The 12,369-nt window shown below is 60.4% G+C and carries 13 protein-coding genes; 6 read left to right on the top strand and 7 right to left on the bottom strand.

From position 1 onward, the window contains the following. Positions 1–148 precede the first annotated feature (148 nt). A complete protein-coding gene (locus BW33_RS18960; RefSeq protein WP_047600467.1) occupies positions 149–532 on the bottom strand; it encodes a hypothetical protein in 384 nt (127 codons plus the stop codon). A gap of 148 nt (positions 533–680) precedes the next feature. Between BW33_RS18960 and BW33_RS18955 the strand changes: the two genes are divergently transcribed. Together BW33_RS18955 and BW33_RS18950 are read left to right on the top strand one after the other, a co-directional pair. Then, positions 681–881, top strand: a complete 201-nt coding sequence (locus BW33_RS18955) for a heavy-metal-associated domain-containing protein (RefSeq protein WP_007962964.1) — start codon at positions 681–683, stop codon at positions 879–881. A 206-nt stretch (positions 882–1,087) separates the two neighbouring features. Beyond that, positions 1,088–2,290: a multidrug effflux MFS transporter gene (locus BW33_RS18950; RefSeq protein WP_047600464.1), complete on the top strand. Its 1,203-nt coding sequence runs from the start codon at positions 1,088–1,090 to the stop codon at positions 2,288–2,290. 5 nt (positions 2,291–2,295) lie between these two features. Here the strand turns inward: BW33_RS18950 and BW33_RS30025 are convergent, their stop codons facing one another. The 3 genes from BW33_RS30025 to BW33_RS18940 all read right to left on the bottom strand — a co-directional run bounded on the left by BW33_RS30025 (position 2,296) and on the right by BW33_RS18940 (position 3,962). Further along, complete coding sequence (locus BW33_RS30025; protein ID WP_003221361.1) at positions 2,296–2,469, bottom strand: hypothetical protein; 174 nt, start codon at positions 2,467–2,469, stop codon at positions 2,296–2,298. 153 nt (positions 2,470–2,622) lie between these two features. Beyond that, the gene (locus BW33_RS18945; protein ID WP_047600463.1) at positions 2,623–3,636 is read right to left on the bottom strand and encodes a zinc-binding alcohol dehydrogenase family protein; all 1,014 of its coding nucleotides are present in this window, start codon (positions 3,634–3,636) and stop codon (positions 2,623–2,625) included. A 32-nt stretch (positions 3,637–3,668) separates the two neighbouring features. Beyond that, a complete protein-coding gene (locus tag BW33_RS18940; RefSeq protein WP_047600461.1) occupies positions 3,669–3,962 on the bottom strand; it encodes a putative quinol monooxygenase in 294 nt (97 codons plus the stop codon). Between the two features lie 118 nt (positions 3,963–4,080). On the opposite strand from BW33_RS18940, the gene BW33_RS18935 reads away from it, so the two are divergent. From BW33_RS18935 to BW33_RS18925, 3 genes are all read left to right on the top strand, one after another. Continuing rightward, entirely contained in the window at positions 4,081–5,010 is a 930-nt protein-coding gene (locus tag BW33_RS18935) for a LysR family transcriptional regulator (protein ID WP_047600459.1), read from the top strand. Positions 5,011–5,326: 316 nt separating this feature from the next. Then, positions 5,327–6,058 (top strand): ArsR/SmtB family transcription factor, encoded by a 732-nt coding sequence (locus BW33_RS18930; RefSeq protein WP_047600457.1) that lies wholly within the window; start codon positions 5,327–5,329, stop codon positions 6,056–6,058. A 129-nt stretch (positions 6,059–6,187) separates the two neighbouring features. Next, complete coding sequence (locus BW33_RS18925) at positions 6,188–7,567, top strand: MFS transporter (RefSeq protein WP_047600454.1); 1,380 nt, start codon at positions 6,188–6,190, stop codon at positions 7,565–7,567. 108 nt (positions 7,568–7,675) lie between these two features. Here BW33_RS18925 and BW33_RS18920 read toward each other — a convergent pair whose 3' ends face one another. The 3 genes from BW33_RS18920 to BW33_RS18910 all read right to left on the bottom strand — a co-directional run bounded on the left by BW33_RS18920 (position 7,676) and on the right by BW33_RS18910 (position 10,896). Then, positions 7,676–8,629: an adenosine deaminase gene (locus BW33_RS18920; RefSeq protein WP_003221371.1), complete on the bottom strand. Its 954-nt coding sequence runs from the start codon at positions 8,627–8,629 to the stop codon at positions 7,676–7,678. Positions 8,630–8,711: 82 nt separating this feature from the next. Then, positions 8,712–9,677, bottom strand: a complete 966-nt coding sequence (locus BW33_RS18915) for a 2-oxoglutarate and iron-dependent oxygenase domain-containing protein (RefSeq protein WP_047600452.1) — start codon at positions 9,675–9,677, stop codon at positions 8,712–8,714. Between the two features lie 145 nt (positions 9,678–9,822). Further along, a complete protein-coding gene (locus BW33_RS18910) occupies positions 9,823–10,896 on the bottom strand; it encodes a BMP family ABC transporter substrate-binding protein (protein WP_047600450.1) in 1,074 nt (357 codons plus the stop codon). Between the two features lie 274 nt (positions 10,897–11,170). On the opposite strand from BW33_RS18910, the gene BW33_RS18905 reads away from it, so the two are divergent. Then, entirely contained in the window at positions 11,171–12,262 is a 1,092-nt protein-coding gene (locus BW33_RS18905) for a calcium:proton antiporter (protein WP_047600448.1), read from the top strand. The last annotated feature ends 107 nt before the right edge of the window (positions 12,263–12,369 follow it).

Genomic DNA, 12,369 nt, shown 5'->3' with positions numbered 1-12,369 from the left:
AGAAGATGTCTACAAGGATCAACCTTGCCATGCGGGCAAGGTCAAGCGCCAATCTCAAAAGCAAAAGATCGCAGCCTTCGGCAGCTCCTACACTGGAATGCAATCCAACTGTAGGAGCTGCCGAAGGCTGCGATCTTTTTCTGTTGGCTTAGTATTCGAGGGCAGCAGGTCGCAGGTACAAGCCTTTGGGATTTGCCGCGATCCGGTACTTGAGCACATCCCCGGCCTTGAGCGAAATCTCCTGCGCCGGCGGTGCGAGCATGCCTGCCTGGCAACCCGGCACTTGGCCAGGCAACTGTTTCAGACGAATGGAAAGCGTGCCGTGGGGCAGGTTGAAGGAAGTAGTCTGTTCCTGCAGCAGGCGCCCAGCGAGTTGATCATTGACGTACACGCCGATCTCGCAGGAAGTCGGCACTTCCAGACGCTCGCGCGAGATGATCAGAACCGCATAATCCTCGCCGGTCGCGTGGGCCTGTGGCAGGGCGGCAAAGAGGCTGAGCAAGCCAAACAGGCTGAAAGCTGACCAGCGCATGGCTGAATCTCCTGAATTTGAGTCATTGACACACGCAGCTTGGCTGAGCGCGACGCCGATTGCCAGCCCGGCAGGTTTCTGCAGAACTTGACCTTGCCATGGTGGCAAGCTCGACACTGCCGGCAACCTCACTCAAAGGAGTTCATCCATGCAAGTGTTCAACGTTCAAGGCATGTCCTGCGGTCACTGCGTCAAAGCCATCACCAACGCGGTGCAGGCAAAGGATCCGGCGGCCAGCGTGCGGGTCGATCTGGGGGCCAAAGAAGTCGGCGTCGAGAGTTCGCTGAGTGCCGAGCAGGTGATCGAGGTGATCAGCGAAGAAGGTTACCCGGTAAAACTCGCCGGATGATCAAAAGCCAAAAGATCGCAGCCTTCGGCAGCTCCTACAGGGGGCCACACCAATCCCCTTTAGGAGCTGCCGAAGGCTGCGATCTTTTGATCTTTGCTGTGCAGTTCGTCTGACTTTCTAATAGTTAGCGAGCTATCGGAATGTTCAAGGTGTCCCAGCGCGGCTAGACTGTCGGGCTGCCGACTTCTATCCCACCTGGATGCCTGATGAACTTCCGTACCATTCTGATTCTCGGTGCCTTGAGCGCCTTCGGTCCGCTGGCGATCGACTTCTATTTGCCGGCGTTTCCGTCGATGGCGCTGGCCTTTGGCACTGATGAAAAGCATGTGCAGCTGACCCTGGCGGCCTATTTCGCTGGTCTGTCGATCGGGCAATTGCTGTATGGCCCGGTGGCCGACCGGTTTGGTCGGCGCCTGCCGTTGCTCGGCGGTGTTGGCCTGTTCACCCTGGCCTCGCTGGCCTGTGCCTATGCACCGAATCTGGAATGGCTGATCGGCGCGCGTTTCGTTCAGGCGCTGGGCGGCTGCGCGGGGATGGTGATTTCCCGGGCAGTGGTCAGCGACAAGTGCGATGCGGTCGGTTCGGCGAAAGTCTTTTCGCAACTGATGCTGGTGATGGGGTTGGCGCCGATCCTCGCGCCGCTGCTCGGCGGTCTGCTGGTCAACACTACTGGCTGGCAGTCGATCTTCCTCGTGCTGACCGTCTTCAGTGCGCTGGCCGGCCTCGCTGTGGCGCTGGGTCTGCCGGAAAGTCTGCCGAACTACGTACCGCGCCAGCCATTGTCCGGTGCGTTGCGCCAATACGGTCGGTTGTTCGGCGACCGGGTGTTTCTCGGTCACGCCCTGACTGGCGGCATCGCGGTCGCCGGGATGTTTTCTTATATCGCTGGTTCGCCGTTCGTCTTCATCAAACTCTACGGCGTACCGGCCGAGCATTTCGGCTGGCTGTTCGGCACCAATGCGGCGGGGTTCATTCTGGTCGCCCAGGTCAACGCGCGGCTGTTGGCCAAGCGCGGTCCGGCGTTCCTGCTGGCGCGGGCGGTGTGGGTGTATCTGCTGGCCGGAGTGACTTTGCTCGCGGTCAGTGCCATGCACACCGAAGCCTTGTGGCCGCTGTTGATTCCGTTGTTCGTATGCATCGCCAGCCTCGGCTGCATCCTGCCCAACGCAGCGGCGTGTGCGATGAACGGTCAGGGCGCACGCGCCGGCAGTGCCTCGGCACTGATGGGTTGTCTGCAGTTCAGCGTGGCTTCCGGCGCGGCCTCGCTGGTAGGTGTTCTGCATGACGGCAGCGCCATGCCGATGGCCATGGTCATCAGCCTGTGCGGATTACTGGTGGTGAGCGTTGCGATGTACACCCGGCATTTGCAGAATGCCCGGGCGTTGGCGCAAGCACAGGCCGAAGCCTGATTGCCTCAACCGGCGGCGCGTTGCTGTCCGGAGTCGGGAATCTGATGGGGCGCGTGCAGGCGCGCTTCAAGGGTGCGGGTGAAGGCGAGGGCCTCGGCTTCACTGCGAAATGTCACGGCGTGCTGGTCCAGACGAACCTGCCATTGAGACTTTGCCACTTCTTTTATCAGGATCTTCATTACTGACCTCCCTTGTGTAAAAGATGCATCGCAGAGGTTTCGATTGTAGACCTGAATACGATCGCATTTGTGACAACGGAGAAGCATCTGACTGACGGCAAAAAACAGCGCCAGCCCTTAAATGGTCTGGCGCTGATTGCGGCCTTCGGACTCTCAGAAACTTTCTAAAACAATTTTGCCCTTGGCTTTGCCACTTTCCAGCAACTCGTGCGCACGACGCAGGTTCGCCGCATTGATCGTGCCGAAATGTTCGCCCACCGTAGTCTTCAAGGTTCCCGCATCAATCAGCTCGGCCACGCGGTTGAGCAGTTTGTGCTGTTCGATCATGTCCGGGGTTTCGAACAGCGAGCGGGTATACATGAACTCCCAGTGCAGCGACAGGCTCTTGCGCTTGAGCTGGCTCACGTCCAGCGACTTCGGATCGTCGATCAGTGCCAGTTTGCCTTGCGGCGCCAGGGCCTCAACCAGTTGATCGAGGTGCAGATCGGTCTGGGTCAGGCTGGCGACGTGGGTTACGTGATTGATGCCGGCGCGCTGCAGTTCTTCGCTTAACGGTTGGCTGTGGTCGATCACCAGATCGGCGCCCAGCTCCTTCACCCAGTCGCGAGTCTGTGCACGGGACGCGGTGCCGATGACCTTGAGCCCGGTCAACTGCCTGGCCAGTTGGGTGAGAATCGAACCAACGCCGCCAGCGGCACCGACGATCAGCAGACTCTGCCCTTCATCCGCTTTGCCCTCACGAATCTGCAGGCGTTCGAACAGCAGTTCCCACGCGGTGATCGCGGTCAGCGGCAGTGCAGCGGCTTCGGCAAAACCGAGGGATTTCGGCATGTGGCCAACAATGCGCTCATCGACCACGTGCAGCTCGCTGTTGCCGCCGGCACGGGCGATCGAGCCGGCGTAGAACACCTTGTCGCCCGCCTTGAACAGCGTCACTTCGCTACCGACGGCCTTGACCACGCCGGCGACGTCCCAGCCCAGCACCTTTGCCGCGCCGTTTTCCGGCGCCACGTTCTGCCGCACCTTGGTGTCGACCGGGTTGACCGAGATGGCTTTGACTTCCACCAGCAGGTCGCGCGGGCCGGCGACCGGCTCCGGCAGTTCAATGTCTTGCAGGGATTGTTCGTCGCTGATCGGCAGGGAGGCGTAATAGGCGATGGCTTTCATGACTTGCTCCGTAACGGTAATAGAAGAAGGGCTCAGGCGATGGTGCCCAGGCGTTTCAATTGGAAGTGTTCGATGCAGTGACCGGCGGTGGCCTGGAAACTCTGGAAATGCTCGCTGGCGTTGTGCGCCTGAAGGATTTCCTCGCTGGCCCAGTGTTCGATCACATAAAAAGTCAGCGGGTCAGCCAGGTCGTGGTGCAGGTCGTACTGGCTGCAGCCCTCCTCGGCGCGGCTTGGTTCAACCAGTGCGCGCAGGGCGTTTTCGAGGAGGTCCTGCTGGCCGGGTTTGGCGATCAGGGTGGCGATGGCGGTGAATGCTTGGGACATGTTTGGCTCCGGTCGCGGGATAAATTCGCTTGAACAGATCATTGGCTATTTCTCGACGCGATAAAACCGGCTAAAAGAGCAGTCTCTTTCAATATTTTTTTGATAATCGAGGCTGAGAATGCTGCGTTTCGATGATTTGCAGTTGTTCGTTCGCGCTGCGGATCTGGGCAGCCTGTCCGCAGCGGCGCGGGTGATGGACATGTCTGCCGCTGTGGCCAGCGCCGCGCTCAAACGGATCGAACAGCAATTGGGCGTGCGTTTGCTGGCGCGTTCGACCCGCAGCCTGCGCCTGACTGCCGAGGGCGAGGGTTTTCTCGAATACGCCCGGGCCGCGCTGAGTTCGCTGGATGAAGGCCGACGTTTTCTCTCCAGTGCACAGGATCAGGTCAGCGGCATCCTGCAGTTGTCCGCGCCTTCGGATTTCGGGCGCAACCTGTTGTTGCCATGGCTCGACGCGTTTCAACGCGAGCATCCGAAGCTGACCGTGCGCCTGTTGCTCGGTGATCGCATCGCCGACCTGTTCCGCCAGCCGGTGGACATCGCCCTGCGCTATGGCGAGCCGGAGGATTCGAGTCTGGTGGCGCTGCCCATCGCCCCGGACAATCGTCGCGTGCTTTGCGCCTCACCGGCGTACCTGGCGCGCCACGGCGAACCGCGTCAGCTCGAACAATTGGCGCAGCACAATTGCCTGCTGTACATGCTCGGCAGTCGCGTGCACGACCATTGGAGTTTTCATGACGGCAAACGTGAGGTCGGCCTGACGGTCAGTGGCGATCGCTTCAGCGATGACGCCGACGTCGTGCGGTTGTGGGCGGTGGCGGGGGCGGGCATCGCCTACAAATCGTGGCTAGACGTTGGCGCGGATGTGCTTGCCGGACGCCTCAAGGTGTTGCTGCCGGAATTGCTCTGTGAGCGTGCTCCGCTGAATCTGTTGTGCGCCCATCGCGCACAATTGAGTAAGCCGGTGAACCTTTTGAGGGAAATGCTCGCCAGCCGATGCGCCGAATTGAGTAGTCAATTTCCCCATTTCCCGAAAGTTGATCATTAGTCGCAGGCAATTAGCGAAATTTCTCTCAGGAACTATCACCATTCGAGTCAGCCACGGCGCAGGAAGCGGCGTGCATCCCGCTTATACTAGCGACCGCCTCAAACCTGCACCGATAACCGGCCAGGACAGAATCCGCGCGGTTTTTCCAGGGCCTGGCGAGTGCTGCACAAACGCCGCGGACACGTCATTGACGGGTGCAGCAGCACCGGCCTGGCGTGCTCCGGTTCATGGCGTTTTACCCGTCTTGGCCGACGACACATTACTGGTCAAGATGTCTTCGAGCAGTAGACGATACGATTCAACAGGGAGTGAACACATGGAACATGCACCTTGCATCAGCCAGATCGCCACGCTGCTGGCCGACCCCAAGCGCAGTGCGATGATGTGGGCGTTGATGGATGGCTCGGCACGCCAGACCGAAGAGCTGGCGCTGCTGGCAGGGTTGTCGCCATCTTCGGCCAGTGCGCATCTGGGGCGTTTGTCCGCCGGGGGCCTGTTGAAAGTCGAGGTTCGCGGACGCAAGCGCTTTTTCCGCCTGGCAGCCCCGGAGATCGCGGCGGCCATCGAAGCCCTGGCCAGTGCCACGATCGCCATCGCACCGCGAGAAATTCCTCACGTATTCAAGCGCTCGACGCCGAGCGCCAATCCCCAGACTGCGCCGTCTTCACTGCTGCGTGCGCGCTTTTGCGATGACCATCTGGGAGGCACGCTGGCCGCCGATCTGTATCAGCGTCTGCTCGATGCCGGCTGGCTCGAACAGATCGAGCAGCGGGTCGTGGTGACGCTCAAAGGTTCGACACAACTGGCCAACCGAGGGGTGTTCATCCAGGCTCTCGCTCATCGCAAGGCTCAGGTGGCGTGCGCCTGTCCGGACTGGAGCGAGCGTCGCCCGCACCTGGGCGGTTCACTCGGCGCGGCGGTGCTGCAACTGTTCATGCAGTCCGGCTGGCTGGTGCTGCCCAAGGATTCACGCGCCTTGCAAGTGACCCCGGCCGGGCAGCGGGAAATCCAGCGTTTCGCCAAGGAAACCGAGCTGGAGTTGGCGTAGTAGAGCGTTCGCCAGACAACACTTCGACGCTGGCGTCGCCTGTGACTGCGAACAGGTCGTATCCAGAAAAAGCGCCGAGGCGTAATCGCGCACACTCGATCCGCACACATTGTGGATGGGGGATGGGGCATGGATACGCGAAACTTCAGTGCGGCAGAACGCCTGGAACGGCTGCCGCTCAGCGGTTATCACCGGGTCATTTTCATCATCATCGCCCTGGCGTTCTTTTTCGATTCCATGGACCTGGCCATGATGACGTTCCTGCTCGGCTCGATCAAAACCGAGTTCGGCTTGAGCAGTGCACAAGCCGGCCTGCTCGCCAGTTCGAGTTTTTTCGGCATGGTGCTGGGGGCGTCGCTGTCGGGCATGCTCGCCGACCGCTTCGGGCGTAAACCGGTGTTTCAGTGGAGCATCGTGCTGTGGGGCGTGACCAGTTACCTGTGTTCGACCGCGCAAACGGTCGAGAGCCTGACGCTGTTCCGCATCCTGCTGGGAATCGGCATGGGCATGGAGTTTCCGATTGCACAGTCGATGCTTTCGGAGTTGATCCCGGCGCAGCGGCGCGGGCGCTACATTGCATTGATGGACGGTTTCTGGCCGCTGGGTTTTGTCGCCGCCGGGGTGCTGTCGTACTTTCTGCTGCCGTTGATTGGCTGGCGCGACATCTTCCTGGTGTTGGCGGTGCCGGCGGTGTTTGTGCTGGCGATCCGTTTCTTTATCCCCGAATCACCGCGCTGGCTGGAGCAGGCCGGACGCCACGAAGCAGCGGACAAGGTCCTGGGCGCTATCGAGGCGCGCGTGCGCACGTCGCTCGGGGTCGCGACGCTGCCTGAGCCGGTGCGCCTGCCAAGGACAGTGACGCCGCCGGGCAACTTCTTCTCGGCGCTCAAGCAGATCTGGTCGCCGCAATATCGCCAGCGCACGACGATGATCTGGAGCCTGTGGTTTTTCGCCTTGCTCGGTTTCTACGGGCTGACGTCGTGGCTCAGTGCGTTGTTGCAACAGTCGGGTTTTGCCGTGACCCAGTCGGTGTATTACACCGTGCTGATTTCTTTGGGCGGAATTCCCGGGTTCCTGATGGCGGCGTGGCTGGTGGAGCGCTGGGGGCGCAAGCCGGTGTGCATCGTGACGTTGCTTGGCGGCGGGGTGATGGCGTTTCTCTACGGGCAAAGCGCGGTATTCGGCGGCAACGTCGCGTTGCTGATCAGTTCGGGATTGCTGATGCAGTTTTTCCTGTTCGGCATGTGGGCGGTGCTCTACACCTATACGCCGGAGTTGTACCCGACTTCGGCGCGCGCCACAGGCTCGGGCTTTGCCTCGGCGATTGGCCGCGTCGGCTCGTTGCTCGGGCCACTGGTGACCGGGCTGGTGTTCCCGATTACCGGGCAGGGCGGGGTGTTTGCGCTGGGCGCGCTGTGCTTTGCGATTGCGGCGGGGGTGGTGTGGTTGTTCGGGATGGAGACGCGGGGCAAGACGCTGGAAGAGCTGACAGAGTCTACACCGGTATAAATGTGGGAGCGAGCCTGCTCGCGAAAGCGGTGTGTCAGACAACTCAAACTGTGACTGACACGAAGCCTTCGCGAGCAGGCTCGCTCCCACATTGAAACTTCAGTGTTTTTATGGTTTTACCAGACGCGCATCCAGGCTGTTCTGCGCCAGGCGCTTGGCCTGATCCTGGGTCATGCCCAGGTGTTCATGCAGCGCATGGAAGTTCTCGGTGACGTAACCGCCGAAGTACGCCGGGTCATCGGAGTTGACGGTGACCTTCACTCCACGCTCGAGCATGTCGAGGATGTTGTGCTGCGACATGTGATCGAACACACAGAGCTTGGTGTTCGACAGCGGGCACACAGTTAGCGGGATCTGCTCGTCGATGATCCGCTGCATCAGGCGCTCGTCTTCGATGGCGCGTACGCCATGGTCGATGCGCTGGATTTTCAGCAGGTCGATGGCTTCCCAGATGTACTCCGGCGGGCCTTCTTCACCGGCGTGGGCGACGGTCAGGAAGCCTTCGTGGCGGGCGCGGTCGAACACACGCTGGAACTTGCTTGGCGGGTGACCCATCTCCGAGCTGTCGAGGCCGACGGCGACGAACGCATCACGGAACGGCAGAGCCTGATCGAGAGTTTTCTGTGCTTCGTCTTCGCTGAGGTGGCGCAGGAAGCTCAGGATCAAACCGCTGGTGATGCCCAGTTGCTGCTCGCCATCCTTGAGTGCAGCGGCGATGCCGTTGAGCACCACTTCGAACGGGATGCCCCGGTCGGTGTGGGTCTGCGGGTCGAAGAACGGTTCGGTGTGAATCACGTTCTGCGCTTTGCAGCGCAGCAGGTAGGCCCAAGTCAAGTCGTAGAAGTCCTGCGAGGTGCGCAGCACGTCGGCACCCTGGTAATACAGGTCGAGGAATTCCTGCAGGTTGTTGAAGGCGTAAGCCTTGCGCAGGGTTTCGACATCGCTCCACGGCAGGGCGATCTTGTTGCGTTCGGCCAGGGCGAACAGCAACTCAGGCTCCAGCGAGCCTTCCAGATGCAGGTGCAGTTCGGCCTTGGGCAGGGCGTTGAGCCAATCGTACATATTCTTTTCTCATCAGGTGCAGATGGCCGCCATTCTACAGATGCGCGCCGAAACAATTGGCAAAACCTGACCAAGCGATCCATCACACCGCTTGCGGCTCGCGACGATAGGCGTAGGTATCGGCGAAGCGCGACAGGAGGAATTCGGCGCAGGTGGTGGTCGGATATTTCGCCGGATGCTGTGCGTCCTGGCAACCGGGCAGGCATTCGATGCGGGTATCCGGGTGCGGCTCGGCGAAGAACGGCATCGAATAGCGATCCACCCCCAGCGGGCTGATCACCCGGTGCGGGGTCGAGCGATAACGATCGTTGCTCCAGCGCGCCATCATGTCGCCGAGGTTGACCACGAAAGTGCCGTCAATCGGCGGCGCGTCGATCCATTCCCCTTTGACGTTCTTCACTTGCAGGCCGCCGGCGCTGTCCTGATAGAGCAGGGTGATGCAGCCGTAATCGGTGTGCGCCCCGGCGCCTTGCTGCTCGGCGCTGCTGGCGGTGTGGCGTGGCGGGTAGTGGATCATCCGCAGCACACTCACCGGCTGATTGAAGCGGGTGTCGAAGAAATCGCGCTCGATGTCCAGCGCAATCGTCATCGCCCGCAACAGGGTTTGCGCGAGTGCCTGCATGTCGAGGTAGTGCTGCTCCATCAGCGTTTCCCAGCCTGCTTGTGCCGGATGGCGATTCGGCCCGCGCAGGGGTTTTTCCGCGAGCACGTCGGGATGATCCGCCGGCAAGTGCAGGCCCATGTCGAAGGTTTCTTTGAGGTCGCTGGGTTTGTCCGGGTCGAGCTGTTCGGTGGCGATGGCGCCGTAACCGCGGTGGTGACGGGTCTGGGTAATGTCGATCCTGAGTTTTTCTTCTGCCGGTTGCGCAAAAAAGCGCTGGGCGTGATCGAGCAGCGAATCGATGCGCTGCGCGGAAATCGGGTGACCCTTGATGTAGAAGAAGCCCCATTCGCGGCAGGCCTGGTCGATCTTTTCTGCCACGGCAGGCCAGGCGTTTTCGTCGTCGCTATAGAGCGGGCTGATGTCGATGATCGGAAGCTGATCCATACACAATCCTTGAATACGCTGAAGAACCATTGTAAGAGTGAGCCTGCTCGCGATTGCGGTCTGTCATCCAACATCATCGGTGACTGGCACACCGCTTTCGCGAGCAGGCTCGCTCCCACAGGGTTTTGTGTGGTGAATCGGAGATTTACTTCGGCATCTCGGCCTTCATCCCTTCCACGTAATAGTTCATCGACGCCAGTTCCGCATTCGTCGCACTCACGCCCGCCGGGATTTTTTCCACGCCGGCCTGATCCTTGATCGGTCCGGTGAACGGTTGCAGCGCACCGCTCTTGATGTCGGCAATGATCTGTTCGGCCTCGGCTTTCACCGGTGCCGGTACCAGGTCGCTGATCGGCAGCTCAACCGTGCCTTCCTTCAGTCCGCCCCAGTAGTCCTGGGATTTCCAGCTGTGGTCGATCACGCTCTGGGTCGCTTGAATGTAGTGCGGCGCCCAGTCGTTGACGATCGAGGTCAGCACCGCCTTCGGGCCGAAGTGCGCCATGTCCGAGGCGTAACCCACGGCGTACACGCCACGCCGTTCGGCGGCCTGGATCGGCGCCGGGCTGTCGGTGTGCTGGAACACCACGTCCACACCCTGATCGATCAGCGCGTTGGCGGCGTCGGCTTCCTTGCCCGGGTCGAACCACGAATTGACCCACACCACTTTGATCTCGGTACCGGGGTTGTACTTGTTCAGGGCCAGCTGGATGGCGTTGATGTCGCGGATCACTTCCGGAATCGGGAAGGAGGCGACGTAACCGATCTTCTTGCTCTTGGTCATCTTCGCCGCGAGGAAGCCGCCGACGTAACGACCCTCATAAGTGCGGGCCAGGTAGGTGCCGAGGTTTTTGTCCTGCTTGTAGCCGGTGGCGTGTTCGAAGGTCACCTTCGGAAACTGTTTGGCGACTTTCAGCGTCGGGTTCATGTAGCCGAAGGAGGTGGTGAAGATCAGGTCGTAGTTGTCCTTGGCCATGTTGCGGATCACCCGCTCGGCGTCGGCGCCCTCGGCCACGTTCTCGACGTAATTGGTGCTGATCTGCGCGCCGAATTTCTCCGCCAGCGCCTTGCGTCCCTGTTCATGCTGATACGTCCAGCCGTGGTCGCCGATCGGGCCGATGTAGACGAAACCGACCTTCAGCGGATCGGCAGCGCTGGCGCTCAGGCTGATCCCCAGACCGATGGCGGCGCACAGCAGTTTGTGCAGCGGACGTATTTGCATGAATTGGAGCTCCATTTTGTTGTGTGTGGTCAGGGGCAATGCAAATTGCTGACCAACAGGACAACAAAGCAAAAGATCGCAGCCTGCGGCAGCTCCTGCAGAGGAATGCGAAACCTGTAGGAGCTGCCGCAGGCTGCGATCTTTTCAGCGTCGGAACCAACGCAGTGCAAGCCAGCGGATTCACGCTATCGGCTGGTGCGCTAAGGTGTAACGAAACGTTAGCGGCGCGCCGCAGTCAGTAGCTCATTCAACCCCCTCGGCAAAAAGGTCCGCCATGTTCACGATCTTCAAGCAAGAAAGCTTTCTGCTGCTGGCGGTGATTGCTGCGTGCGTCGCCTATCCGCTGGAACACTGGATGCTCCACAGCGGCCAGATCGTCGCGTTGATCTGCGGTCTGGTGCTGATCGCTTTCATCGTCGCCGCCTCCATGCGCGTTGCCCATCATGCCGAACTGCTCGCAGAAAAAGTCGGCGACCCCTACGGCACGATGATCCTGACTCTCGCTGCGGTGCTGGTGGAAGTGGTGATCCTGGCGATCATGATGAGCAACGAGGCGTCCGCCACGCTGGTGCGTGACACGATCTATTCGGCGGTGATGCTCGACATCAACGGTATCCTCGGTCTCGCCGCGTTGATGGGCGGCCTCAAGCACGGCGAGCAGTCGTACAACGATGATTCGGCGCGTAGCTACAGCGTGATGATCCTCACCGCCATGGGCGTGTCGATGGTGGTGCCGGAGTTTATTCCGGCGGCCAACTGGAAGATTTATTCAGCGTTCACCATCGGCGCGATGGTGGTGCTTTATGCGTTGTTCCTGCGAATGCAGGTCGGCCCGCACAGTTATTTTTTCAGCTACAGCTACCCGGATAAACGCCGCAAGAAAGAGCCGGTGGAGGATGAACCGAAACCGCTGAGCCTGGCGTGGTCGATCGGCATTCTGGTGTTCGGCGTGGTGGTGATCGGCGCACTGGCCGAAGTGATGTCCAAGACCCTCGATCTGGGCCTGGAAGGTACGGGCGCACCGCCGGTGATCACGGCGATTCTGGTGGCGGCAATTTCCGCGGCGCCGGAGATTCTGACGGCGTTGCGTGCCGCGTTGGCCAACCGCATGCAATCGGTGGTGAACATTGCGATGGGCGCGTCACTGTCGACGGTAATTCTGACGGTGCCGGTGATGGAGGCGATGGCGCTGTACACCGGTCAGCCGTTTCAGATGGCGATGACCCCGGTGCAGACGGTGATGATCTTCATCACGCTGATCGTCAGTGCGATCAACCTGAATGACGGCGAGACCAATGCCATCGAGGGTATGACCCACTTTGTGTTGTTTGCGACGTTTATCATGCTGTCGCTACTCGGCCTCTAAGAACACCACAAATCCCCTGTAGGAGCTGCCGAAGGCTGCGATCTTTTGATCTTGTTTTTAAAATCAAAATCAAAATCAAAAGATCGCAGCCTTCGGCAGCTCCTACA

This window comes from Pseudomonas sp. RIT288, from assembly GCF_000631985.1.
GTDB lineage: Bacteria > Pseudomonadota > Gammaproteobacteria > Pseudomonadales > Pseudomonadaceae > Aquipseudomonas.
The sequence above is the reverse complement of the archived record's forward strand: the minus strand, read 5'-3'. Positions and strand labels throughout refer to the sequence as shown.